The organism is Microbulbifer sp. SH-1, from assembly GCF_011326135.1.
Classification (GTDB): domain Bacteria; phylum Pseudomonadota; class Gammaproteobacteria; order Pseudomonadales; family Cellvibrionaceae; genus Microbulbifer; species Microbulbifer harenosus.
Genome location: NZ_CP046948.1, coordinates 1,341,387 through 1,367,409, shown reverse-complemented (window position 1 = coordinate 1,367,409; position 26,023 = coordinate 1,341,387). Strand labels below are relative to the sequence as shown.

At 50.8% G+C, this 26,023-nt stretch carries 19 protein-coding genes and 2 tRNA genes; 16 read left to right on the top strand and 5 right to left on the bottom strand.

Going from position 1 to position 26,023, the window contains the following annotated elements; all coding sequences use genetic code 11:
* The first annotated feature begins 309 nt into the window (after positions 1 to 309).
* The 14 genes from GNX18_RS05995 (at position 310) to GNX18_RS05930 (ending at position 17,129) form a co-directional block, all read left to right on the top strand.
* Entirely contained in the window at positions 310 to 2,718 is a 2,409-nt protein-coding gene (locus tag GNX18_RS05995; protein ID WP_166216173.1) for a DUF6351 family protein, read from the top strand.
* Between the two features lie 208 nt (positions 2,719 to 2,926).
* Positions 2,927 to 3,002: transfer RNA gene (locus GNX18_RS05990), tRNA-Val, on the top strand.
* Positions 3,003 to 3,051: 49 nt separating this feature from the next.
* Positions 3,052 to 3,128, top strand: a tRNA-Asp gene (locus tag GNX18_RS05985).
* A gap of 201 nt (positions 3,129 to 3,329) precedes the next feature.
* Positions 3,330 to 3,692: an MbcA/ParS/Xre antitoxin family protein gene (locus GNX18_RS05980; protein WP_138234692.1), complete on the top strand. Its 363-nt coding sequence runs from the start codon at positions 3,330 to 3,332 to the stop codon at positions 3,690 to 3,692.
* Complete coding sequence (locus tag GNX18_RS05975; RefSeq protein ID WP_166216171.1) at positions 3,689 to 4,471, top strand: RES family NAD+ phosphorylase; 783 nt, start codon at positions 3,689 to 3,691, stop codon at positions 4,469 to 4,471. The genes GNX18_RS05980 and GNX18_RS05975 overlap by 4 nt, the downstream gene beginning before the upstream one ends.
* Before the next feature lie 31 nt (positions 4,472 to 4,502).
* Complete coding sequence (locus GNX18_RS05970) at positions 4,503 to 5,456, top strand: 1-aminocyclopropane-1-carboxylate deaminase/D-cysteine desulfhydrase (RefSeq protein WP_166216169.1); 954 nt, start codon at positions 4,503 to 4,505, stop codon at positions 5,454 to 5,456.
* A 245-nt stretch (positions 5,457 to 5,701) separates the two neighbouring features.
* Positions 5,702 to 6,577, top strand: a complete 876-nt coding sequence (locus tag GNX18_RS05965) for an NAD(+) kinase (protein WP_166216167.1) — start codon at positions 5,702 to 5,704, stop codon at positions 6,575 to 6,577.
* On the top strand, positions 6,574 to 7,287 hold the full coding sequence (locus tag GNX18_RS05960) for a glycosyltransferase family 2 protein (protein WP_166216165.1): 714 nt from the start codon (positions 6,574 to 6,576) through the stop codon (positions 7,285 to 7,287). Before GNX18_RS05965 ends, GNX18_RS05960 begins: the two co-directional genes overlap by 4 nt.
* Positions 7,288 to 7,445: 158 nt before the next feature.
* Entirely contained in the window at positions 7,446 to 8,816 is a 1,371-nt protein-coding gene (locus GNX18_RS05955; RefSeq protein WP_166216163.1) for a glycosyltransferase family 4 protein, read from the top strand.
* Positions 8,806 to 10,971: a glycosyltransferase gene (locus tag GNX18_RS05950; RefSeq protein ID WP_166216161.1), complete on the top strand. Its 2,166-nt coding sequence runs from the start codon at positions 8,806 to 8,808 to the stop codon at positions 10,969 to 10,971. The genes GNX18_RS05955 and GNX18_RS05950 overlap by 11 nt, the downstream gene beginning before the upstream one ends.
* Position 10,972: 1 nt before the next feature.
* Complete coding sequence (locus GNX18_RS05945) at positions 10,973 to 12,712, top strand: hypothetical protein (RefSeq protein WP_166216159.1); 1,740 nt, start codon at positions 10,973 to 10,975, stop codon at positions 12,710 to 12,712.
* A gap of 79 nt (positions 12,713 to 12,791) precedes the next feature.
* The gene (locus tag GNX18_RS05940; protein ID WP_166216157.1) at positions 12,792 to 15,458 is read left to right on the top strand and encodes an LTA synthase family protein; all 2,667 of its coding nucleotides are present in this window, start codon (positions 12,792 to 12,794) and stop codon (positions 15,456 to 15,458) included.
* A gap of 120 nt (positions 15,459 to 15,578) precedes the next feature.
* Entirely contained in the window at positions 15,579 to 16,373 is a 795-nt protein-coding gene (locus tag GNX18_RS05935) for an ABC transporter permease (protein WP_205828074.1), read from the top strand.
* 12 nt (positions 16,374 to 16,385) lie between these two features.
* Positions 16,386 to 17,129: an ABC transporter ATP-binding protein gene (locus GNX18_RS05930; protein ID WP_138234683.1), complete on the top strand. Its 744-nt coding sequence runs from the start codon at positions 16,386 to 16,388 to the stop codon at positions 17,127 to 17,129.
* 76 nt (positions 17,130 to 17,205) lie between these two features.
* Here the strand turns inward: GNX18_RS05930 and GNX18_RS05925 are convergent, their stop codons facing one another.
* Positions 17,206 to 18,453 carry a glycosyltransferase gene (locus tag GNX18_RS05925; protein WP_166216155.1) on the bottom strand — a complete coding sequence of 416 codons (1,248 nt, stop codon included), beginning with the start codon at positions 18,451 to 18,453 and terminating at the stop codon, positions 17,206 to 17,208.
* A 68-nt stretch (positions 18,454 to 18,521) separates the two neighbouring features.
* On the opposite strand from GNX18_RS05925, the gene GNX18_RS05920 reads away from it, so the two are divergent.
* The gene (locus GNX18_RS05920) at positions 18,522 to 19,670 is read left to right on the top strand and encodes a glycosyltransferase (RefSeq protein ID WP_205828073.1); all 1,149 of its coding nucleotides are present in this window, start codon (positions 18,522 to 18,524) and stop codon (positions 19,668 to 19,670) included.
* Complete coding sequence (locus GNX18_RS05915) at positions 19,670 to 20,764, top strand: glycosyltransferase family 1 protein (protein WP_166216153.1); 1,095 nt, start codon at positions 19,670 to 19,672, stop codon at positions 20,762 to 20,764. The genes GNX18_RS05920 and GNX18_RS05915 overlap by 1 nt, the downstream gene beginning before the upstream one ends.
* Before the next feature lie 38 nt (positions 20,765 to 20,802).
* On the opposite strand, the gene GNX18_RS05910 is transcribed toward GNX18_RS05915, so the two are convergent.
* The 4 genes from GNX18_RS05910 to GNX18_RS05895 form a co-directional block, all read right to left on the bottom strand.
* Positions 20,803 to 22,458 (bottom strand): BatD family protein, encoded by a 1,656-nt coding sequence (locus GNX18_RS05910; protein WP_166216151.1) that lies wholly within the window; start codon positions 22,456 to 22,458, stop codon positions 20,803 to 20,805.
* Positions 22,459 to 22,520: 62 nt separating this feature from the next.
* Positions 22,521 to 24,389, bottom strand: coding sequence for a VWA domain-containing protein (locus GNX18_RS05905; RefSeq protein ID WP_166216149.1), 1,869 nt, complete (start codon positions 24,387 to 24,389; stop codon positions 22,521 to 22,523).
* Complete coding sequence (locus GNX18_RS05900) at positions 24,386 to 25,444, bottom strand: VWA domain-containing protein (RefSeq protein WP_166216147.1); 1,059 nt, start codon at positions 25,442 to 25,444, stop codon at positions 24,386 to 24,388. Before GNX18_RS05900 ends, GNX18_RS05905 begins: the two co-directional genes overlap by 4 nt.
* Positions 25,437 to 26,021 (bottom strand): DUF4381 domain-containing protein, encoded by a 585-nt coding sequence (locus GNX18_RS05895; protein WP_240914343.1) that lies wholly within the window; start codon positions 26,019 to 26,021, stop codon positions 25,437 to 25,439. The genes GNX18_RS05900 and GNX18_RS05895 overlap by 8 nt, the downstream gene beginning before the upstream one ends.
* Between the last annotated feature and the right edge of the window lie 2 nt (positions 26,022 to 26,023).

Sequence of the window (26,023 nt, the reverse complement as noted above, 5' to 3'; positions counted from 1 at the left end):
TTTTTCGGCGTGCTGCCAGCCCCTGCTTTTGGGGCAAAAAATGGTGCGATTTGCTCACAATATCCGGATTTCATTCTTCTAATAGCCGCTTTCTGCGTTCTAAATTTTAGAACGACCCGCACGACGCACTTTCTGCGTATTCCTTTCTCATTTTCTTCGAGTTTACTACTCCGCCAAGTCTCCGACGCTTTTCCCGGCGCCACATATACTGTTGCTGTGCCACCTCGATTGCTTGATCTGACAGGTTGATGCAGTGTGATTGCGCGCTGCGCTGGCACAGGGAAGACGAAAAGGTGTACGGAGGCGTATATGGCTTGGAGCGAACGGAATTTCTCCGCGCGGCGGTTCGGCACTCGGCGGATGATAAAGGCCGTCGCAATTTCATTTTTTGTGTTGTTGGGATTCGGTGGTTGGTTTGTGTATGAAAAGCTGCCCAGAATTCCCGGTGTTCCTAAGGCACCCGTCGTCGGTGTGCCCCAAGGCGCCCTGGATCACGCTCCAAAACCAGCCTATGCCGGTGAGCATCCGCGTAAAAGTGGTCGCCCAGCCGAATATTTCCCGTTCCCGATTGCAATTGGCGAATCAGGTCCGGTAGAAACCCTGTTCTCTGGCCCTTCCACGTATCCTTTCCTTTGCGGCGAAAATACCGTTACGAACGCCCAGCCACTGGTCGATAACCACAATGGTGAAGGTATACCCGTGTTTGCGCTGGATGATACTGGCAACCAGACGAATGAAGTCATCGGGTACAGCCGGGATTGCAGTCACGCGACGTCCGTCTCTTATTACTACCGCAGTACGCAGGACGGCGCTTTCCATCCATTGGAAAACGCGAACAATGACATCGATCAAGTAACTGTTAATGGCAAAACCACAGACTTTGTCGTGCGCCTGGAGACGGGAACAATCAATCGTTTTTTCTATGCGATTGCAGCACTGCGTGGTGACAGCGAGACGGCGGACAAGCCGACAATCAGCAACTGGAACAAGCGCCTGATATATCAATTTCGCGGCGGTGTGGGCGTTGGGCGCCGTCAGGGCAATATGAGCCGGAAAGCGATTATCGAACGCCGAGAAGATCAGCTCGCCCGAGGCTACGCGGTAGTCTACTCCACGGCAAACCAGACCAGTAATCACTACAATATCTGGCTTGCGGAAGACACTGCTCGGCGCCTTAAAAAGCAATTTATCGCGCTGTATGACGAGCCCATGTATACCGTGGGAATCGGTGGCTCCGGTGGTGCCATCCAGCAGTATCTGCTGGCCCAGAACGCCCCCGGTGTTCTCGATGCCGCACTTCCCCTCTACTCCTATCCGGATATGGTGAGCCAGACCACTTATGTGTTCGACTGCGAACCGCTGGAATATTTTTTTGACGTGGTCGCTGCCGATAATCCTCGCTGGAAGGATGTTACCGAGCGCGAAGTGGTTATCGGTCTGGCTTCACAGAAGGAATTTGATCATCGGTTCAAGGCTCTGGAAAACGTTGCGGCACTTTTTGACGGCCGTTACCGCAATACCGCGGAAGGTGCATCGGAGTGCGTTCAGGGGTGGCGTGGGCTTGTGCCACTGGTAAACAACCCTAACTTTGTGCACTTTAGCCAAAGTTTTGCCGATACGGTCGCTAGGAACACTCACTGGACCCATTGGGAAGATTTGCGCGATTTTTACGGCGCAGGACCGGATGGCTACGCCAACAGTGCCTGGGATAATCAGGGGATCCAGTACGGCCTGGAGGCGCTGAAGAAAGGCGAAATCAGCATCGATGAATTTCTGCGTATGAACGCAACCATCGGTGGATGGAAGGCGCCCACCGAGCAGGGCGGTGAAAAACTCTGGTTCATGAATGGCGATGTGTTCCCTGTCGAGCTGTCGGTATGGAGTGAGCACAATATGAATCTCGGCAGTCTGGATAACCCTGCGCCTCGAAGTGTGGCGAGTGTTGAAGCCATTGAGGGAATCTATCGTTCTGGGCATGTTTTTCTTGGCGATGTGGAAATCCCGATTGTTGACGTGCGGCATTATCTCGAGGGCGAACTGGATATGCACCACAGCCTCGCTTCCTTTTCCAGTCGTGAGCGAATCCGCCGTGCCCGTGGGCACTCGGATAATCAGCTGATCTGGATGAGTCACAAGAAGTACGATCCTGTCGATGAGGCGTTGGATATCATCGACCACTGGATGCAAAGAATTATCGAGCACCCCGAAATGGGTGTGGCGGGTAACAAACCAGTTGAGGCCACCGATCGCTGCTTTGATAAAAATGGCAATGTGATGGCCGCGGGGCCGAGTGTGTGGGACGGCTCCTGGAACAACAAACCGGAGGGGGCGTGTATGCGGAAATATCCTATTTACAGTACGCCTCGCCAGGTGGCTGGCGGGCCCATCACCGGTGACATTTTTAAATGTGAGCTTCAGCCTCTTGAGCGCGCCATTGCCAAAAATACCTACGGCGCGGCGTCTGCCGCGGTCGTGGAGCATATCGAAGACATGCGTAGAGTCTTCCCGGATGGCGTTTGCAACTTCAATGCACCAGATGTCGGGCGCCCAAAAGAGCGCCTTTTCGATCAGGGTGGCAATGTCATCATAGCGGGGCATGTAATCAGTGCAGATTATCGTCCGTTGCGAGAGGAGATCGCCCGGGATACTGAGGCGCCTCAAGAAGACGTCATACCTGTGCCGGTGTCTGACGATGGGCGAGAAATAGGTACAGACTGAATGGAAATCGACAGATCAATTGCGCACAGAGAATAGAAAACGTGGCTGTGGTTAAAAAAGATACAGCAAAGATGCCCGGGGAATTTTGGCGCATTTTTTGTTGACACAACAATGCAGTCCGGTATGATGCGCCTCGCTCTCGGGGGATGACCCGGAGTCGCGAGGATGTCTCAGGAGATCTGGAGTAAGGTCTTCTCAGAATCCAAGTGGGTGGTTAGCTCAGTTGGTAGAGCGGCGCCCTTACAAGGCGTAGGTCACAGGTTCGACCCCTGTACCACCCACCAAATCCTGATTTGCAGAAGCCTGCCTGCAGGTAATAGATCAGGCTACCGCGGACCGGTAGTTCAGTTGGTTAGAATGCCGGCCTGTCACGCCGGAGGTCGCGGGTTCGAGTCCCGTCCGGTCCGCCATTTACATGAAGGCCCCGCTTGAAAGAGCGGGGCCTTTTTCGTATCTACGCCTGCAGAACCGTCACGTTCCGATTCCTAACTTCGAGGTTTCGAGCACAGCTCGGCTCCACCACTCTTTGCATTCAGCCCGAAAGGTTGCACTTTGTCCTATCCTGGCATAATATTTGGTCATATGTCCTCTAAACCCATTCCGGAGGCAAAATGGCTAACCCTGCCTATCCCCCTCAAGTTTCAGAAGACCAGGTCCTTCTTGAGGCCACGCTCAACACTGCGGACCATCTCGGCCTGAAGAAGAAAGAGCTCAGTGAAATCATCCACCTGGATGACCGCACTCTGCGCCGTCGCAGCGGTCTTGCCCCCCAAAGCGCTGAGGGTCAGCTGGCCCTGCTACTGATTCGGGCCTATCGCTCAGCATTTGTACTTATGGGAGGGGAAGAGGGGGCCAGAACCTGGTTCGCCACGGCCAATCGAGCCCTCAACGGGGTTCCGCGGGAACTCGCATGCCGTATTGAAGGGCTGGTGCGTATCGTTTCTTATCTGGATGCCATGCGAGGCAAGGTTTGATCGATCTCCGCGACAGGATCCGACAATCCGCCACGCGTCTGATTGGTCGCCTGTACCGCATCATTGAGTCGCAGGAAGAAATCGCCACCCGGAGCCTGGTCGACAGTCTGCAAAAGCAGGAAGTACTCGAGAACCTGCTGGAACAGAGCAAGCCACAGCGGCTTCTCGGCAGTGAGCACCTTCACTACCTGCTGGCCACTCCCTTTCGCTATCCGCCACTTCCGTGGGGCTCACGCTTTGGCGGCATTGCAGAGCGCGGTATCTTTTATGGCAGTAAAACCCTAGCGACAGTCCTCGCAGAAGCGGCTTATTATCGGCTGCTGTTTTTGAACGACATGCAACAAGCGCCCACCGCTCCGGTCACAAGCTACCACCAGATTTTCGCCGCGAAGTACTGCGCAGACCCGGGTGTGCGGCTTCAGGCTGAGAGCTGGCGAGAGCACTGGCCGTCACTTACCCACCCCACCGAATATGGATTCTGCCAGCAGCTTGGTGCACAGATGCGGGAGTGCGGGGTGCAGGGCCTGGAAACCCCATCTGCCAGAGCATTGTGCACCGGGTTAGCTCAGCTGCCGGTCAACGGCGGGGAAGGTATCAACGTCGCCCTGTTCGACCCCGGAGCCCTGCTGCGCCGACCACCTACAATGGAAGCGGAAGTTACCGCAGAGTCTGACCAGCATGGTGTTTCCTTCCTGGTGAAGTCTGGCAGCAGTGTGGAGTCCAAACACTTTGAGCGCGCATCGTTCCTGCAATCCGGTCAGCTGCCCCAGCCCGCATAAAGCGCCGAGCAAGTAGGACGACAAGCAAAGAATGATCCGCTACCTCACCGAGCTCAGCCTCGACGCCTTCATCGAAGCCGCCCGCAATGTACCCTATCAGCAGATCCGCTCAGACCTATTCCCCGGCATAGACCTCTGGATACGCCGCGACGACCTCATCGACCCACTGATTTCCGGTAACAAAGCCTACAAATTGATCTACAACCTCCTGGAAGCCCGCGCCCAGGGTAAAGACACCATCATCACCTGCGGTGGAGCCTGGTCAAATCATATACATGCGACTGCGGCTGCGGGGCAGAGGTTCGGATTCCGAACCGTCGGAGTTATTCGCGGAGAGCGGCCGCCGGTGCTGAGTGCCATGTTGCAGGATGCTGTGCGCTTTGGCATGTCATTGCACTTTGTACCCCGAAAGCTCTACCGCGAGCGTAACGAATCGCACTTCCTTACCCAGATTGGCATCGCACAAGAGAGATACTGGTATATACCGGAGGGAGGCGCGAATGACCTTGGTGCCAAAGGGGTTGCGCTACTGGCCGATATCATCAGGGAAACGAGCCCGGTAGCGTTTGATGAATGTTGGGTTGCCTGTGGCACGGGGCTTACGCTCGGCGCACTTGCGGCCCGCATACCTGACAGAACCAGCCTAACTGGAGTCCCGGTGCTGAAGGCCGCAGACAGTATCCGCAAATCGGTAGAGATGAGGGCCGCAGCCGATGGTCGAGAGCTGCGAATCAACCTGATCGAAGACGCCCATCATGGTGGTTATGGCAAGTACAACGCAGCATTGCTGAGGACCCAGAAAGAATGCGAGTTCATTGGGGGACTGGGACTTGATCATGTCTATACCGCAAAACTAGTATGGGCTGGCGCAAAGGCCATTGATCGACCTGAAAGAAAAAGATTCACGCGCTGGCTCGACGAACTGCCCCGGATCCTTTTATTGCATACTGGCGGATTACAGGGGAGGCGCGGGCTGGTTGACTGAGAGGGAGGCTGAGATACTGGTCTGATTGAAATTCAATCAGATTGAGTGTTGATTGAACGGTCACTTTTGCTTGGCCGAGGTGTTCGACTCACTGTTTTTGCTCAGGCATAATTGCCCGTCATCGAATATAAATTTGATTGCTTATTAACCACTTGTTGACGGCCCTGTCTAGAAAGTGGTCAGTTTTACAGCTAATCAATAAACACAGTACTGCATTGGCCCAAATTCGGGCACCTGGGGGAGCGGTGTCAGAATTTCAGAATATTGGCCTTATCGGTCGCACAGAAAGTGACAGCGCAGTCCTTTCGCTCAAGCGCCTCATGGCGTTTCTGGAGCGTGAGGGCTATTCAGTCGTGCTCGAAAAAAATACAGCCAATGACGTATCTAATCACACGGCTCGAGTATCTAGCAAAGACAAGCTCGGAGAACTCTGCGATCTCGTAATTGTTGTTGGTGGCGATGGCAGCCTCCTGGCAGCTGCTCGCTCCCTGGCGAAGTTCAGTGTTCCCCTTCTCGGTATAAATCGCGGTCGTCTCGGGTTCCTTACAGATATTACCCCTGACGAAATCGAGCAAAAAGTGGGCGATGTGCTTTCGGGAAAATATATGGCGGAAAGCCGTTTTTTACTCGACATGTCAGTGACTCGCAATGGTAAGCTTGTTGGTAAAGGCTCATCATTAAATGATGTGGTTATTCACCCTGGTGAATACATTCGCATGATCGAATTTGACCTTTTTATTGATGGCCAATTTGTTTATACGCAGCGATCAGACGGTCTGATTGTTTCGACACCTACCGGCTCAACCGCCTACGCGTTATCTGGTGGCGGCCCTATTATGCATCCCAAATTAGATGCGATCGTTGTTGTGCCCCTAAATCCACACACTTTGAGTAGTCGCCCTATTGTTGTCGAGGGTAGCAGTGAGTTCAAAGTTATCATTGGTGAGCATAACGCTACACATTCATATGTGACTTGCGATGGTCACGAGCAGGTAGTGACAGAGCCTGGAGACGTAATTCGAATCCATAAGAAGCCGCACAGGCTCACCTTGATACACCCGATTGATCACAACTTTTACGAAATCTGCCGATCGAAATTGGCATGGAATTTAGTTTTATGATTTCCGTAGTCGTAACCTTTCATAATGAGCGAACTCTCGCTCAGATTACACTAAATTCAATTCTCCGCTGTAGAAAATATTGTGAAAAATTTGAAGAACCTGTGCAGTTAGTCGTTGTGCTTGACTCGGTCGATGCAATGACAAAAAAAATTGTTGAATCTCATCCGTGTGTGCGGCCGAATGACGTGCTGCTAAATGTCAATTATGGAGACTTGGGTTTTTCGAGGAATAGAGGTATCTCGGCGGCGGATGGTGAATTTGTGGCGATACTCGACGGCGACGATTTGTACTCCGAAAATTGGTTGTATGCAGCAAAGGAACTAATTAAACGGAAAGGGAAACATATTGTTTGCCATCCAGAAATTGTGGTTAATTTCGGGAAATATAATTCCTACGCTTGGCAAATAGACCAAGAAGACGCTGGTTTTGATCCCGATGGGCTGCTTCTATCTAACTATTGGACTTCTTGGGTAGTTGCGCACAAGGAAGTCTTCGCAAGTATTGAGTATGCGGAAAGTAATCATCGCCAGCAGGGGTTTGGTCATGAAGACTGGCACTGGAATTGCTGCACCATAAAGGCGGGTTACATCCATAAAGTTGTTCCCCAGACTAGTGGTTTTTACAGAAGGAAGCACTCTTCGCTCTTGAGTGAACAGTTGCAGAATAGGGTTTATATCAGAAAAACAAATTTCTTCCATTGTGAAATATGATGTTTAGATTGCTGTACAAATTATCCTTGGCGATATATCGACACTTCTTGAGGCCTGTTATTAGGCGTTTGCCCGGCACCCTTTCCTATCGCACTGTCGCCTGCTTGCACCGTTTAAGGCGCGCGCTGTTCATTGGCAGCGATGACTCGGCACAAGCCATGGGTTGGCCGGTACACTATACAGCAGAAAAGAGAAAAGGTATCCCGGCTTGGCTTCGTGAAGAAATGCTGTCATTGGCAAGCCTTGAGTATGAAATTAATCCTAATATCATCCAGAGTCATGGTCTTGAATTTGCTCCACTTGCGATCCACCCTGCGGGAGGCCGTGTTTACCGGAAGCTCATGAATCTAGTGGCGCACAGGGAGGGATACGATTACATTTTGATTGCGCCCTGGGTAAAAATGGGTGGTGCTGATTTGGTGACCTTGTGCCACCTTCGTTATTTATCCAAGCGTAGAGTTAGAGTTTTGTTAATTTTAACAGAGGTAACTCATTCTGCTTGGCTCGATAAGGTTCCAAAAGAGATTGATATCTTGCAGTTTGGAAAGGAGGCCTCTTGGCTTTCGCCTATTGAGCAAGAGTCCGTACTGATGCGCTTGTTAATCCAGTTGGAGCCACGCTGTGTTCATAATATTAATTCGCGGCTCGCATGGAGCTGCATTAAGAATAGCGGGAAAACGCTGGCAGCAATTTCGGATGTATATGTCTCACTTTATTGTGATGACTACGATAAGGATGGCTGTCCAGTTGGCTATGGCCGCGAATTCTTGCGGGAGTCGGCTCCATATATCCGTAAAATCCTGACTGATAATTGTAGCTACCCGGAGCAGATATGCGCGGCATACGGACTTCCTTTGGCAGCATTTGAAGTGGTGAAGGTTCCCACTGACGAAAGCCTGTTGAAGTTACCCATCAGTAGGTCGGAAGGAAACCGAAAAGTAATATGGTCAGGAAGATTTGATCCTCAAAAGAGACCGGAGCTTCTTCTGGAGGTGGCTAAGCTCTTGCCGGATGTGGAGTTTCATGTATACGGACAGGCTGTTGTGAGTGGAAGAAATAAATTAAGCCATTTTGAGTCTCAAAAGAATATCACCGTATTTTCGCCTTACTCGAGCTTTCAGGCTGTTGCAGAAGATTATAGGGTGCTGCTAAATACATCCGCATGGGACGGGCTACCCAATATATTGGTGGAAGCTGCAGCATCGGGCATGGTTATAGTTACCTCAAATGTAGGTGGAATTACTGACCTTGTTGATGAAGTTACGGGGTTTCTGGTTGATAACCATAGCGACCCGACGGCTTATGCAGAAGCTATCACTCAGTGTTTGTCAAACATAGTTGTGTCTAGCAAAAAAGCTGAATGTGCAAGGCTACGGGTTCTCCAAAATCACTCCTGGCGAGCTTTTGAATGCAAGTTGGATGAGGTTTTTGCAAACCTCTGGGGGCGTAATCGGATGGTGCAGTGGGCGCAGGCTGCTGAGAAAAAACATCTGTGTGAAGGTGTTACAGAGCGTGAAAATGAAAAATAAAAAAATCGACGTAAGTATTGTTTTGAATATGCACCGCGAGTCATTGTATTTGCGACCCACTCTAGAGTCGATTAAAGAGTGTGTTGTTCAGGCTAAGATGAATAATATTTCTTGTGAGCTCGTGGCGGTTTTTGACAGATCAGATAAGTTAACGTGCGATGTTTTTTTTAGTGTTGATCTTTCTATCTGCGACGAGGTAAAGGTAGTCGATGTCGATGCGGGTTCTTTAGGGCTTGCTAGAAACGCCGGTATATCACAAGCCTCGGGTGAGTATATTTGGACATCCGATGCTGATGACCTGGTTTCGTCCAATTGTATCGTGGAGTTATTGCGAACTGCGAAGTCGCATAAGAGTGGTAAAACTGTTGTTTTTGTTGAGTACCTTTGCGCCTTTGGTGAACAGTATCACGTAGTGCGATATGTCGATTCCAAGTGGTTGACACCTGCAGATTTTGCACTGCAGCATCCATATGTCTCCCGGATATTTGTCGCGCGATCCGTTTTTGATGATTTGCAGTATCAAGACTTGCAGCTGACAAAGGGGTTTGCCTACGAAGATTGGGATCTTAATTGTCGGCTTCTGGCAAGTGGCTATGAATTTCTCGTTGCGAAAGATACGGCTTTCTTTTACCGACAGCGGGAGGGTAGCCTACTAAAACAGGCCAACTCTATCTCCTCCAAGTTGATACCTCATAACAGCCTGTTTGAGCGAGAGTCCTTCTGTGCGTTAGTGCATGAGCATGTCCTAATGACTGAGGTGTCCCACGAGTTCTTTAAAACACGGAAGCAGATATTGGCCGAAAATAACACTGAGTTATTCATGCGGTCTGAGAAACTTCAAGGTTTCCTGTTGGATGCGGTTCGGCTAGAGCCAGAGGTGGAGCTTGCATCTGTTGAAAAGGCAAGTAGTTACAGTCCGGTTCCTTGGCGAGAAGACCACTGGGGGATGCAGCTTGGGGCTTTGTTTTCTTTACTGGGGCCTCACTCTTTTTCTGATGTGGTGCTCCTGCCTTGGTTGCGACCCGGTGGCGCTGAAAAATATATATTGGAGATCCTAAATGGAATTTCTCAGTGCGAGGCAGATGCCAGGATATTAGTTGTAACTGGCCAATCTTCGAAAGTACATGAATGGGTGGCTAGATTGCCCAGAAAAGCAGTTTTTATTGATTTATTTAATGCGTTTCCTTCTTACGACGAGAGTGAGAGGGCTGCGTTGTTGGTGCGTGCTTTGCTTGCAGTGAGTGAGCCAAAGGCGAGACTTCATCTCAAATCGTCTCCTTTTGTGCACAATTTTTATGATGCTTATTCGGGGGTTCTTTCTGAGGCTTTCAGGCCTGTGTATTATCGCTTCTCAGATGGTTACTACAAATGGAAGGACGAGGTAGCGCGTGGCCCATGGGGCGTTAGGATAATGCGAAAACATCTAGAAAGTTTCTGGAAAGTAGTCAGTGATTGTGACGCTATTGCACATATGGATGAAGCCGTTCTGGGGAATCTACAGTCGAAGTACCACACATTATATGCGAGTTGCAGCCCACCTGAGTTTCAGGTGAGTCTCGAAAAACCAAAGTTTCGACTGTTATGGGCATCTCGAATCGCGCCTGAAAAGCGTCCGGACTTACTGGTGGAAATTTCTCGTATGCTTAACATGACTAAGCATGTCTTGCAAATAGATGTGTTCGGCTCTATCGAGGAAGGGGTTGATTCATCGCAGTTTTTTGATGTTGAAGGTACCTCGATTGAGTATAAAGGAAGCTTTAGTGCTTTTTATGAGTTGCCCATCGAGAAGTACGATGCCTTTGTATATACCAGTTCATTCGATGGTTTGCCGAACGTTTTGCTAGAGGCGATGTCCGTCGGTCTTCCTGTCATTGCTCCAAATGTAGGTGGTATTGGCGAGTTGGTGGTGAGTGGCAAAACGGGCCGCCTGGTAGAAAATGCAGGAAGTAGTGCTAAGTTGGTCGAAAATTACTTGGAAGCAATAAGCGAATTGTACGCCCATTGGCAAGGGGCCTCGGACAACGCTGCGCGAGGACGGGAGCTCGTTAAGAACAGGCACTGCTCGAGCGTATATATGGAGGCTCTGGTGGATATATTTGAGCTCAAGCAAAGGGGAAAAGTTTTAGAGTCTGAGTTGGCTGTGAGTGTTGCATAATATGGAACTCTATTTTTATGCGCCTAGGGAAAAAGTGGAGCTCTTAAGTGGGTCTCGCCAAAAGGCATTTCTTGCTGGTGGTGATTTTGGATACGGCAATTTCGGTGATGTGCTTCAGCATGCGGGCGCGATCTCGGTCGTACGTGATAATTCAAGCTTGGCGGTTATAGCTGTTCAATCAATCGCTACCATATCGAAATTTGGTGATATAAGGAAAACCCAAAAATCATATGGGGTAGACTGTCTTCTTTTTGTGAGTGAAGCGCCTCTAAAAGATGATTGCAGTATATCTTTGGGGTTAGAGCAGGTAACCTCGATAATCAATGTCGCGTATTTTCAACTATATGGTGGTGGTTTTCTTAATGAACTCTGGGGTGATTATGTACTCGGTGTGGCAGAGGCAGTACTGGGACGCCTAGAAAACCCGACTTATGTTATCTCGGGGCAGCAAATTTCTGAAGATTATGTTGAGACAGTGGTCGCTCATATTCAGAGATTCAAGCCGCGACTCGTTGGAGTTCGTGATCAAAGATCTGTGGATCTCCTTCGTTCAGCGGGGGTTGAAGTGGCGTTTTCTTTCGATGACGCCGTTGAGCCTTTGCTGGAGTTGAGGGAGCTTTTGCCGGTTCAAGTTGGGCCGGGTGTGTTGCTTCATCTTAATACATCAGGTTATACGGGAAATGACGCTGCCCTGAAAAATATCAAAGCTGATTTGTCGGCAATGTCGAGCAGGTTTGCGGAGGGCGCCCCCTTAACGTTGTTACAGGCATATCGTGATCCAAGAGAGGAGGTTTTAGATTCACTCGAATCCGTTAAGCGTTTGGGCGCGGGATTTAATTATTCAGACGTCCGTCTGATTCAATTGGTAAACCTTTTAGACCACCCCGGCGCCTGCGAGCTATCAACGCCGTTGATTGGTGAATTTGCGTATTCATGCTCTTATCACGTTACTTTGTGGATGCAGCTTTGCGGTATTCCGTGTTGGTTGCGCGGCGAGAATTCATTCTATCGCGAGAAGCGGGAAGCGTTAGGGATTGTTTGTAATTCTTTCACTGAATTTTTAATGTCCCCAAAAGTCCCGGACCACACAGAAAAACTAAAGGTTCGATCGGATTGGTTGGAGAGTCTGAAAGGCGTCTTGGCTGGACTAACACAGGAACGTAGTTTAATTGGCTTCCCTTTGCCTGCTCGTGATTGCGTTCATCTTAATTTTCGGTATCAGGGAGAGCCGTCGTTAAGTGAGCGCTTGGATTTCGCATGGCGCCAGAAATTGTATCTTGACGAACTCTTGGAAGTTGAAAGGAAAGAATCTTATTTCTCTGCGGTGAAGGTTCTTGAGTTAGAGAGTGAGAATGACAGCCTTCGTGATCGAGTGTATGGAATGGTTAAGCGCATAACCGCGTTAGGGCATGAATTTCATGGGATTCAATCGGATAACAATTGGCTTCGTGTAGAGCTAGAGCGCGTTAGGCAAGAGAATGTTCGACTCCAGTATGAATCTGCTCAGTATTTGATTTCTCAAGAAATTGTAGAATCCCAGCTGCGCCTTCTATACCAAAGTACTTCTTGGCAATTGACGCGACCTATGCGCGTATTGGTGCGCTACTACAGGACTGCTCGGTTTGATGCCGCTGGCGAGATCGGGCTGTTTGAAGCATTGCGGCGGATAGCTCAAAAGTTGCGTGTACCGCCAAAGGTTCGCTCGTTAGTCGGGCAAACTCTCAAAAATTATCGGAGATAGATAAATTTAGTATTGACTCTTTGGTTTAAAGTTATTCACTGGGTTAGTTTCGATTGAACGTGTATTTTAAGGGTGTGGTGTGACATTGTTAGTTCGAAATTCCCTCGCTTGTTTGTTATTGTTGGGTCTTTTGTGGGGCTTTATTGTTACCTCTGATCCATACCTTTCATTAGGATCGCCCTTCACTGCTCAGTTGCTAAATCTTCTGTTTCCGGCAGCCATTTTGTTTTTGGTGTGGTCTCTTATCGGGCGAATGGCTATTGGCCTGCTCATCGCTGTCTTGCTGGTAACTGTTTTTCATTACGCCGGGAAAGTAAAAGCTGAGTTCCTGGGTGAAAGTTTGGTGTACGCTGACTTCTCAGTTGTGTCCTCGATAGTCGAGAGTCCTGAGTTAGTAATTGGCTTCGTTCCGCTGACATTTACTGTTTTCTTGTTTGCATTCTTGCTGACTCTCATCCTTGTATCTTATTTCCTATCGGGAGTGGCTAAATCCTCAGGATTATTGCGCGCTTTTGTTGCTTTAGTCGGGAGCGGTCTATTGGTATTTGTGGGATCTTACCGAGCGCCCTCTATTATTCCGGATCTTGGGTGGGAAGCCTTTCAGCAGAGCGGTGGTGCTGCAAAGGTGGGTATTATTGGAAATGTGCTTCTCGGAAAGATGACTCAAGAGAGTATTGAGATCGTGCCCGATATTGCCATGGCCGAGCAGTTTTGGGCCGAGCCTCGTGTCATCGCGGCCCGAACATCGCTCGAGCGACTATCGGTTAGACTAGATTTTCGACCCGATATCGTGATGGTTCAGAGTGAGTCCTTGTTTATGCCAGGCAAGCTTTGTGGCATGCCTGAAACACCGGTTTTGCCGAATATTTCTAGCCTCGGGAGCCCGCGCGGAGGGGAGCTAGAGGTGCCGGTTTTTGGTGGGCGGACACTGCAGAGTGAATTTGAGTCATTGTCGGGAGTGCCAATCAGCGCCTTCCCTCATTCGATGTTTGCCTACTATGACTTGCTGAAAAAAAATATTACGGCAATACCGCGAGTGTTAGCAGAGCAGGGATATAACACTGTTGCGATACACCCGAATAAGGGTGGTTTTTGGAACCGAAATACAGCAATGGGGCGTTTGGGGTTTCAAACCTTTCTGGATATTAACGCATTTTTATCCGATCGAGACGAATCCATTAGGGGGCATGTGAGTGACCTGTCTCTAGTCAAGGCAGTGCTATCGCAGTTGGATTCTGCGAATGGCCCCACATTTGTGGAAGCGATTACCATGGATAATCACGGGCCCTGGGGTGCGGCGACGGGAAATACCAGTGAGAGCTTGCCTGTCCCAGATATGTTGAATCCTGAAGCAGCAAAAATTTTCACCGATTACTTGGCGCGAGCTCGAGATGCTGACTCTGCTTACGGATACCTGATTGATGCGCTTAGGCGTCGGGAACGGCCAACGTTGGTAGTTTTCTTTGGGGACCATATGCCTGCATTGCCGAGTGTGTATAAATCGCTTTGCTTTAAAAATGGATTAAAGCCAGAAGAGCAATTGCCCCCATATAGATTTTGGTCCAATTTTTCTACAATCGATCTGCCGGAAAAAACAAGTTCATATTTAATTCCTGGTCTTGTTTTTCGATCGGCAAGCTTACCGATGCCGGATTTTTTTCTCGCGAATGCAGTTATGGGGGTAGTTCAGGCTGATAGCGAGATTTCCGCAGAAGAAAAATTAAAAATAAAGCAGCAGTATGAACAACTATCTATCCTGAATATGACGACGGGCGCCGAGATTGATTCGAGCGTTCGCACAATTATATCCCGTCCAGAAAAAATTGCTGACACTCTCAAGCGCTTTCATGTTGGCGGAGCTGCGTTTTCTTCGGATAGCGTAGTCAAGCTTGATAGTGATATGCAGTTCTCTACCTTTAGGGGGGCTGGAGGTGTGCGGAAGATTTCGATTCGCTCCTACTTGGATCGCGCTATGTTGAGTAGTTGCGCTGAGCACGAGGTGACGGATCAAGCGGCCGCAGGGATTTCTGTTAAAGGTGGTGGTCGTGAAATATATCGCGCGCCAATGCAACGTGGCGCGTTTAGGTTGGCAACGTTTAGTACAGCTGGCTTGAAAGATTTTAAATTTGAAGCTTATGGGCTTGGTGAAAACTGCCCCTCTGTAAACATTAAGATCGTTCAATTGCAGTGCGATTCTCCTCAATGCGAACAGAGGCAGGAGGATGTTGATCTTTCCTTTGAGGTAGAGCCACGCTTCCACCGTGATTTCTTCGCGGGTGATTTAAAATCACTTAAAGAACTCTACCCCGAAGGCGCGTCTAGCTCTTCCGGACGACGCGAAGCGCTTGATTGGCTATTAGGTAGGGTGGTATATGAGGAGATCGGTTACGGTCCATTTCGTGTTCATCCGGATCATCAGATATTTATGCATCCTAGTGAGAGTGTGTCGGCCAAAATGAAAGTTGATGTTTCTGGGTCCAAGTCTCTTACTTTGACTCCTCGAATAGATCCTTTGGCCGCTCATTGTCGCGTCCTTAATGAGCCTGGACGTGAAGCTGGGTTGGTTGGCTTAACCATTAAGCTAGATGGAAAAAATGTTTTCGAGGGGGCTATTGATCGAAAATTCAATGAACTTGTTACGCTTAGCACTGAAAGTCACCAGCTACTTGAGATTATCGTAGATAAGGGGAATGAAGTGTCCTGGTGTGATTGGTTTTCGGTGGGTGTTGATCGCGTTAATTCTTGATGGCTGAAATTTTGGTGAGCCTTTGGGTATTTCCAAGAGTTAGTACCATGACGACAGGCTGCTCGGCGGTGCTTCTTCTTAAGGGAATGTTTGGTTTTTATATTATTGAAGATGTGGTTTATGCAGTTTAGTACTGGAACATTAACCGATATCGCTAGCGCGTTTAAGCGGATCTCCTTGGTGGGAGCTCTGGGCTGGCAGGATGTGCGGCAGCGCTATCGTAGGTCGGCGCTCGGCCCATTTTGGTTGACCATTAGCATGGGGATTATGATCGGGACAATCGGCTTGGTGTTTGGCAAACTTTTTAATTCCCCTATGGTTGAGTTTTTACCATTTTTGGCCGCCGGAATAATTTTGTGGACATTTATATCGTCTGTAGTGACGGAGGGGTGTTCAGAATTCGTTTCTGCGCAGGGAATTATCAAGCAGTTGCCGATCCCACTGTTTGTGCATACCCTAAGAATGATTTGGAGAAACTGTATAATATTGTTTCACAATATTATTATTTTTCCTGTTGTTTTGTTAGTTCTGGGGGGCAGCTTTAATGCGAATGTTATCTTTGTCGTCCCGGGCTTTCTTTTGTTGTTGGTTAATCTGGCTTGGTTGGCCTTGATGCTTGGTGTCGTCTGCGCGAGATACAGAGATTTGCCGCAGATTGTATCGAGCGCTTTGCAGGTTCTTTTCTATTTAACTCCGATTATTTGGATGCCGAAGCTTTTGCCCGAGAGGGCTGGTAGTTTCATATTGGATTTCAATCCCGTCTTTCATTTGATTGAAGTAGTTAGGTCTCCGCTATTAGGACAGGTGCCATCTTTTGACAATTGGCTTGTGTCGATCTTTTTGGCAGTCTCTGGTTGGGTTGTTGCTATTTTCTTCTACGGCCGATATAGAAAACGTTTGCCCTATTGGCTTTAAGGTTGCTTGAGAATGACTGTTATTGACTTTAAAAACGCGTCTGTTGACTTTCCTATTTATAACGCGGGGGGACGATCTCTTAAGAAGCGCTTGATGCAAGTTGCAACGGGTGGTCAGATTTCGGCGGATGGCCAGGGGCGGGTAATTGTCAGGGCGCTTGAGGATTTGAGCTTTGAGTTCAGTGAAGGCGAGTGTGTTGGTTTGGTTGGACATAATGGAGCAGGAAAGAGCACCTTGCTTCGAGTGTTGAGTGGTGTCTATTCTCCTACAGAAGGTGAGGTTTCAATCCGAGGGGCCGTCGGCTCGCTTATTGATATTTCTCTTGGTATAGATCAGGAAGCAACTGGTAGGGAAAATATATATATCAGGGGAGCATTGCTGGGGTTGTCACGCAGGAAGATTGACGCTGCACTCGATAATATAATCGACTTTGCAGAACTTGGTGATTTTATTGATATGCCCGTTCGTACGTATTCCTCGGGTATGCATCTGCGTTTGGCTTTCTCGGTCTCTACGATTGTTCGCCCCGATATATTGATTATGGATGAGTGGCTGTCCGTAGGTGATGAAGGTTTCAAGCAAAAGGCTGAATCCCGTATGTCTGAACTTGTGTCCTCGAGTAAGATTGTTGTTATTGCTAGCCATTCAAAAGACTTGATTTTGAATATGTGTAATCGGGCAATTTGGCTTGAACACGGCCGTATCAGAATGGATGGGAGTGCTAGCGACGTTTGTAGCGCATATTTTGGGGGATAACAGGAGGGGTAGAGGCGGCCTATGGTAAACAGTGTTTGTTTGATCTTTTTTAGCTACCTGTGGCCGCGTGGAAAGATTACGTTTTTTTTACCATTGATATGTATTCTTTGATTATTTCTCTTGCAATGTCTTTGGCGCTTGCTGCGACATCGGGCTTTGGAGCAACAATTTTTTTGTTAGTTATTGCCTCAATAAGTTTGCTGAGAGCCTCATGATTTCCCATTGGGAATAGTGCCGCTTGGTCTAAAAGTTCAGCGCAACCGGGGATGTCGCTTGCAATCACTGGAATGTTCCTTGCCCCTGCCTCTAACAGTACTTGCGGCTGGTTTTCTGGCCACAATGACGGCAAAACCAGAAGGTCTAGCTTGTCCATGAGGGGCGTCGTTTCCTCTTCTTGAATTTCTCCTAAGTATGTCGTCTTTTTGTATCTTTGAAGTTCCCTGTCTGCATAAGTAGGTAGAGCTTTTTTGCCTGCGACTATTAAGTGAATCTTTTCGTTATTAAGGGCTTTTAATGCTTGTGTAATTATGTGAAGGCCCTTGTGAGGTGATAGTGCGCCTAGGAAACCAATGCTAAATGTATCGCCCGTTACGCTAGCGGTTGTTTTCGGCTCGAACCATTGGGCAGATAGCCCTGCAGGAAGATATTTGCAGTTCTGTAGTTTAAAATACTCTTCTAATAAGCTTTGGCCGGTTTTGGATAGACATATGACTGCGTGAGCTTCTTTAAGGATATCGTGTAAAGTTTGCTTTCTATTATCCCAGAGCGTGCTTTCGCCAGATTCTATATTTTTGCTTTTAATAAGTTGTGCAGTGAGATGGGCTCCAATCTCTGTTTTTGCTGCGAAGTTGATAGTAGGGTTGCGATGTGTTTTGGCAATACACTTTAAGCAAGTAAATTCTTCTGTAAAACCATGGCAAAGGTTGCCGTCACTCAATGTGAGGGTTTGTTTTGGGCAGAGCCACCAGAAATCAGTAACTGATATGATGTAGGGTATGTTCAATGCGCGCGCGGCATATACTATGTTTACTCCAATATGACCTGGATTAACCAAATGGAGTATGTCAGGCTTTTCTTGCTTTAATAGTTCAATATATGCTTCTATTGGTGCACCTTTGACGGCAGTCCATCCAAGCGTTGATAAGGTTTTGTATGGGATACTATTCCATACACCTCCGCTGTGACCTCTTCCTTCGGGGTCTCCCCCGGCTACAGAGACTTCGCAGCCATATGCTATGAGTTCTTTTCCAAGGTTGCGGATGTAGCGTTCAGTCCCTTGATTGTATCCTGGACCAAATTGCATGGTAACGAAGAGAATCTTCATGTTGACCCCGATAGTGCTGAAGGCGCAAATATACATTATTGCTTTTTAAAACAATAGGTTATCATTGCGTGTTGAGTCTTCCTGAAAGAGAACTTTCTTTGCGTTCCGAACTTCGAATCCTTCACTGTTACAGAACTTTTTACCCTGAGTCAAAGGGTGGGCTTGAGCAAGTTGTTCTTGAACTCGCACAAAATACGCACGGCAGCGGTGTATTGACTCTCGCAAAGGAGCCTGGGCAAAGGATGCTTGATGGGAAACTTCCGGTGTTGGCAGAGCGGCGCTGGGTGTCGGTTGCGTCCTGTTGTATTGGGCCCGGCTTGGTGAGGAGGCTGTTCCGGTTAAAGGCCAAGTTATTGCACTTCCATTTTCCTTGGCCGTTTGGCGATGTGACTTACTTGTTGGCGGGGAGGTCTCGTCCGCTAATCATTACCTATCATTCGGACATCGTGCGTCAACGCGCTCTCAGCTTACTCTATTATCCTCTGATGAAAATATTTTTGTCCCGCGCTGACCGCATAGTCGCAACTTCACAAAACTATATGGATAGTAGCCCTGTATTGGCCGACTTTCGAAGTAAGGTTGAGGTAATCCCTCTAGGGATTTCTGAGCAAGAGTATCCAGTACCTGCCGATAATGACTTGTTAAACATGGAGGCACGCTTCGGTAAAGATTTCATGTTATTTGTCGGCGTTCTGCGGTATTACAAAGGATTGGAATATCTTATTAGAGCGTCTGTCGGGAGACCATACCGGGTGGTTATCGCGGGTAAAGGGCCTGAGCAAGCGAAACTTAAGGTATTGGCTGATGAGCTGGGAGCGGACAGTATCGTTTTCACAGGTTATATCAGTGATTTAGAAAAGGCGGCGCTCATGAAGCTGTGCCGGGCAGTGGTCTTTCCTTCCCATTTGCGGTCAGAGGCTTTCGGGGTAACGTTAATCGAGGGTCTAATGTATGGAAAACCCCTAATTTCCTGTGAAATTGGCACGGGTACTAGCTACGTTAATGCCGATGGAGAGACGGGGCACGTGATTCTTCCCGCAAATCCCGATGCGCTTCGCGAGGCTATGGATGACCTGTGGAATGATCCGGTTAAGGCAGAGCAGATGGGGCAGGCCGGCCGGCTGCGCTACGAGTCATTATTTACCGGTGAGCGAATGGCGGCAGCGTATCAAAAGCTTTACACACAGGTGCTTGAGGAGAGAGGGCTGGCGACGTAATGGCCCGAATTGCTGTAGATGCGCGTCCGCTCTCAATTCCTACTACTGGGATCGGAAGATATACGCATGCCATTATGAGGCGCCTACTGGACAGTGAGCACCACTGGTACCTGTATAGTCATCAACCACTTCTACATGAATTTGAGGGGCTGCCCAATGTGACGGTGCGCTGTGGCAGTATGCAGCACGCGGGATTGGGATCTTTGTATGCCCAAGTTGTTTTCCCTCTTTGGGTAGGCAAGGATCAAGTCGACTTATTTTGGTCTCCGCGCCATCATCTTCCGCTGTGTTTGGGAAAGTCGCTACCCAAGCTGGTAACAATTCATGACTTAGTGTGGCAGCGATTCCCTCAGACCATGTCTCGGCTGGGGCGGCAAATAGAGCGTGTCTTGATGCCCCCATCCCTTAAGTTCGCAGACGCTGTGATTGCGGTGTCCGACAGTACGGCGAATGAAGTGCGAAACTCGTTTCCAGGTACTGCTGGCAAGATTCGCACGATTTACGAGGCCCCTTTTTTAGAGGCGGCGGAGGGACCCCGTTGCGATGGAAATTATTTTCTTTTCGTCGGCACTATTGAGCCGAGGAAAAATCTTCCAGCACTTTTGCGCGCATATCGTATCTATCAATCCAGACTTACTCGTCCGTTACCTTTAAAAATCTGTGGTGGCAAAGGCTGGGGGCTTCCCGAATTGGAGAGCCTTATTGCTCAGGAGGGGCTTGGGGATTGTGTCGAGTTGCTTGGCTACATTCATGACGATCAGTTGCCCGCTCTGTACCGTAACGCAAGGGCGCTACTTATGCCTTCACTCTATGAGGGCTTCGGGCTACCCATTGTCGAGGCTTTTAGTCAGGGCACGCCAGTAATGACCTCAAATCGTGGAGCCATGAAGGAAGTTGCCGGCGATGCTGGGTTACTGGTCGACCCTGAATGTGCCGAGGATATGGCCGCGGCACTAGTGGAGCTGACGAGTAATAGCGCTCTGGTCGAGGAATTTCAACAGCGTGCCCAGACTAGGGCGAAACTATTTAGCTGGGATCACGCGGGCGAACAGACGTTATCACTTATTGAATCACTGCTTGCTTCCAAACGATAGCCAGCAGTGGCTGCTGAATAGGTAAAGAGAAACCCAGATCACCCATTAAACAGGCCGGGTAGTGTGTTTGATGCTGGCCTGTCCTCATCCCTAAGGTGCAGGAGCCTCCCAGCTAGCAATTGTAGTTGCTGTCGATTAAGGGGTTTTGCAGGAGTTTTGTATGTTGCATCATTCAATATTTGAATGGCATCTGATAGCTCGCCGATGTTTAGCCTGTTTGCCGCGCTCTCCAGGCTCGTAGTTCCAGTATCCGGCCAGCGTCGGTCAACCCATTGCCGAAGGGCGACCTGAATTTCTTGTGGACTCCCTGTGTTTATCAGCTTGATGAGTTTCTCTTCATCTCCGTGATTCTTCGTTTTTCTTATTACTCTGGTGGGTGCCTCCATATTTTTATTTCTTTTTGAGTAAAAGAAATAAATGACCCATAAAAAGTGTGAAGCGATTGCCGCTATTGCTAATTTTTGCCAGAAACCTGGTTTCACTTCAGTGGCGCTAGGCCTTTCCGGGGTTACAGGGGTGCTAGTGCCTGGGGTGCTGGAATCCAAAATGGGTGCCCCAGATACATTGAAGCGAAATGCCGGCAACTGAGTCGCACGCTGCTGCCCATTCTTGCTATCCCACCAAGTGATCGTTATGGGCGGCAATTGATATTGCCCTGGCTTGGTTGCGACGATGGCGGTAGTTTCGATACGTGTACCGGTGATCCCGTTCGCTCCGGCTTGGTCTTCTTTTTGTGCCTGGTCGGGGTACACCTTTAGCCCTTCGATATTGAGCGTTGGCAGCGGTGGCAGTTGCGCCGCACGCAGCCCTTCGGCGCGCAAGGTGATGATCCGGGTAATGGGTTCCCCAACCTTGAATTCTTCCGGATCTTTGCTCCAGCTCTGCACCAGGCCGAGGCTCGCGGCCGGTAACCAGTGGCTGCCGCTGTAGCTGTCCGGTTTGGGTTCTACTTTTACAGTTTTAGCTTCCGAGCGCAGACGGATACGTTGAGCATTGCGGTTGAACAGGGAGAAGGGGTCTCTTCTGCCTGTCACGGCAACATAGTTCAGTGCCGGGATCTGCAGTTCGCCGGAGCTTTCCGGGAAAACGGCGTAAGTCAGTTCGTAGACGGCGTGGCCTACGCCCTGGATTCTGCGTTCATAGCGCTGTTCATCTACCTTTTCGACATGGGCGCCGGGGATCTGCAGTGGGTCGGTGGCGATGTCGTGGAGGCCTACGGTGGTGTAGAGGCGGACCTTGACGAGCAGCTGTTCCTGGACAAAGAGTTTGTCTTTATCCAGTTCGACTTCGAGAAACGCCTGGCGACTGTTACCGCTGGGGGATTCGCCAGCCTTGTTGACGGTGATGGGGATGGCATCTGACACCTGGCCGTGGAGATGCAGGGACGGGACGAACAATTTGCCTTCCTTCAACGGCGCCAGGACGACAGTCCACTCGACGAAGCTCTCCGCTCGTCCGTTAAATACACGGTACTGGTTGGATTGCTGGCGTGAGAGGACTTCGAAGTCCTGTTCCAGCAGGTTGAAGTCCGGTTGGCCGCCACTTTGCGATCCGCTGTAGCGCAGGGTGAGTGTGAAGGTCTCGTTGATGGCGAGTTCGTTGCGGTCGACGCTGGCGGTCAGGTCCTGGGCGTTGGCGACGAAGGACAGCACTAGCAGCAGGATGGCTGTCAGCAGTTGAATCATTTTGGGCATGGGTTCGCCTGCAGGCAGGCTCCTACAAGAGATATTCGTGCAAGAGTTATTTGTGGAGTTGGTTACCATCGCTGGGTGGCTCCGTTTTCCGGGGGCTGCCATTCGCCGCTGCGATAAGCGCGGCGGCGTTGCAGGCTTTCGTATTTGAATTTCTCGCGCATTAGGCCGGCGGGATCGTCAGGGATCTGGCGCAGCCATTGGTCGAGGGCCTGCTGCGTTTCCGGGTCGAGCGGGCTTTCCTGGTCGCTTGGTTGGGCTTGAGCAGACTGTTCCTGCTCGTTTTCTTCCTGCTGTTCGCCGTTCTGGGCCTGTTGCTGTTTGCTGTCGGACTGTTCCTGCTCTTCCTGACCGGAGGGGGATTGCTCCTGGTTGGAAGGCTGCTGGTCCTGTGTATTCTGCCCGGCACTCTGTTGCTGGGACTCGTCGCCCTGTTGCTGGTTTTGCTGCTGATCCTGCTGTTGGCCCTGCTGGTTTTGCTGATTCTGGCCCTGCTGCTGGTCGTTCTGCTGTTGTTCGCCGGATTGTCCGCTCTGTGACTGCTGCTGTTGCTGCAGTTTCTTGAGCTGCTCGGCAATTTCCCGATTGTGGATGGCATCGGCAAATTCAGGGCTTTGCTGAATGGCCTGGTCGAAGGCGCTGATCGCCTCATCAAAGCGCCCTTGCTGGGTAAGGCTGTTGCCGAGGTTGTAGAGCCCCTGGGGATCATTGCTCTGGGCGAAATTTTTTGCGGCGGCATCGAATTTGCCGGCGCGGTACTGCGCAGTGCCGCGCCATTGGGAGTTTTCAAATTGCTTCGCCGCACCCGCGGCATCCCCCTGTTCCAGCAGCTCGCGGCCCTGCTGGTTAGGGGTTTGCCACAGGCTCTCGAGATCGGCAGCGCTCGCGTCATTACTGGAAAATGCGGTCATCGCCAGCGTCAGCGGAAGTGCACAGGCGAGAGTGCCCCTGCGAAACAGCAGCAAGGTGAAGGGCAGTAACAGTAAAACCAGCCAGGGGCCTTCTTCGTACCACTGGTCGAATTCGCGCTCGGTTAGTTCGGCCTGCTCTGGCGTGCTGTTTTCGGGAAGCACGCGGGCAATATCGCTATCGTCCACAGTAATCTGGGCAAATTCACCGCCGGTGCTGCGAGCGAGGCGAGTGAGTTCGCGGCGATCAAAGTTGGTGATGATGATCGCACCGCTGTCGTCGGTGACAAATCCGCTGCCATTGCTTTTGGGAATGGGGCTGCCGTCACCACTGCCGACCGCGAGAATCGACAGGCTGACATTGCTGCCGCTGAGCGAGTCTTTAATGGTGCCAATGGCAGCCTTGTCGATGCCATCGGTGACGGCAAGCAGGCGCCCGCTGCCATTGGCGCCGTCGCGGATCAGTCTGAGTCCGGCGTCCACCGCCATTTCGATATTGCTGCCGGGTACCGGCATGATTTGTGGCGATAAGGAGGGCACCAGGTTGGCAATGGTGTCGGTGTCGTCGGTCAGCGGTGTCACCACATGGGCTTCACCAGCGTAGGCCACGAGCGCAGTGAGTCCGTCTTTGCGCTGTTTGAGGATGTCCAGAATTTTAAGGCGTGCGCGGGTAAGGCGATCTGGGGCGAGGTCTGTTGCCATCATCGAAGGCGACAGATCCAGCAGGATTACCAGGGCATCCTGGTTGCTGTATACCGGGGTTGGCAGCTTGCGCCAGCTGGGGCCGGCGAGGGCAATGATGGCGCAGGTCAGCAGGGCAAAAATCAGGGTAAACAACCACGGGCGCTTTTCCCCGCCGCGCATCAACAAGTGGGGCAACAGGTTTGGGTCAATCAGCTTTTGCAGACCGCCGGCGGCGAATACGGTGCGCGCCAGTGCCCAGCAGGCGAGGGCGGCGGGCAGGATCAGCCACAGTAGGGCGGGACGCAGGAAATGGAACTGACCGAGATCGCTCACGAAATTCATACCTTGAGTCCCCCATTGCGGTGACTGTGGGCACTTTCTGCCGCAGATCTGCGCGCTGGCAGGTTGGAGAGCGCGGTCGCCAATAGCGGTGCTGCGGCCCAGAGTGCAGCCAGCAACAGTGCCAATCCCAGCGGCCATACATACAGAGAGCGCAGTGGGCGGTAGGTTTCCGCTTCCTGTTCGACCGGTTCCAGGCGGTCCAACTCGGTATAAATTTTTGCCAGTTCCTCGGGATTGTGCGCGCGAAAATAGTGGCCGCCAGTCTTGTCGGCAATTGCTTGCAGGGTTTCACTATCGAGGTCGCGGGACGGGTTGACCCGGCGCGCACCAAAGCGGGAGCCGAGCAAACCGGGTTGCACCATTTCTTCCGCGCCGACGCCGATGGTATACACCTTTACCCCAGCCTGTTTTGCCAGTTCCGCTGCTTTTAACGGCTCGACTTCACCGGCAGTATTGGCGCCATCGGTCAGCAGAATCAGCACCCGCTGATCTGCCGGGCGCTGGGTGAGGCGTTTCACGGAGAGGCCGATGGCATCGCCAATCGCGGTGCCCTGTCCGGCAAAACCAATCTGCGCTTCCGCGAGCAGGGTGTCGACGGTCTCACGATCGAAGGTGAGTGGTGCCTGCAAATAGGCGCGGGTGCCGAACAGCACCAGGCCGAGACGGTCGCCTTTGCGGCGCAGCACAAAGTCGCCCACGACATTCTTTACCGCGGTGATACGCATGGCGGGGTTGCCATTCAGGATCATATCCGGGGTTTCCATGCTGCCGGATATGTCCACGGCGATCAGTAGGTCGCGGGCGCTACTGGTCTGGGTAATGGGTTCGCCATACCACTGAGGGCGCGCCGCGGCAGTAATCAACAGTGACCAGATGAGCCAGAGCAGAAAAAGATTGAAATAGTTGTCGCTCGCGCCGCCACTTTTGCGCGGGAGCTGCTGGTAGTAAGGGACTTTCAGCGCGCTGTTAAGCGGCTCACTCTTGGGAAGCAGGCGGCGGGCGAGCAGGGGCAGTGGCAGTAGTAAAAAGAGCCAGGGGAGAGCGAATTCAAACAACGCCGGCCTCCTGGTTTTTCGTCGGTTTAACGTCTGCTGCCGGACGCACAGACTCGGACTGGTGTTTGCGCACCCAGCTGATGGCGAATTCCCGCAGCTTCTCGAGCGCCTGCAGGTCGCCGTCGGCGCCGCTGTACAGGTTCTCAATGAGCACCGCGCGCGCCGTCTCCGGCATTGGCACTTCGGAGGAATTCTCTAGGAAACGGATCCAGTTTTGTCCGGTGAGCGGGCCAACGGCTTTGCGACCAAAGGTCACTACAGCTACCCGTTTCAACAGTACGTTAATGTCCTCGATCGCGCGGGGGGCATTGAGGTCTAGCGCTTGCAACAGTCGCACGCCTTCGCTCCGGTAGAGATTGCGACGGCGCCTCTGGCGCAGGCGAATGGCGAGCAGAATGGCGGCAAACAGCAGCGCTACTAGCGCGCCAGCCAGAATCCACCAGCCGGGTGCCAGCGGCCACCAGCCGATGGGGGTCGGTTCGTGAATATCTCTCAGTTGCGCCAACAACTCCTGCATTTCCGGGGGCATTGGATTGGCTGGCGCAGGTGCGGCCTGCTTCGGTGACAGCGGCAACATGG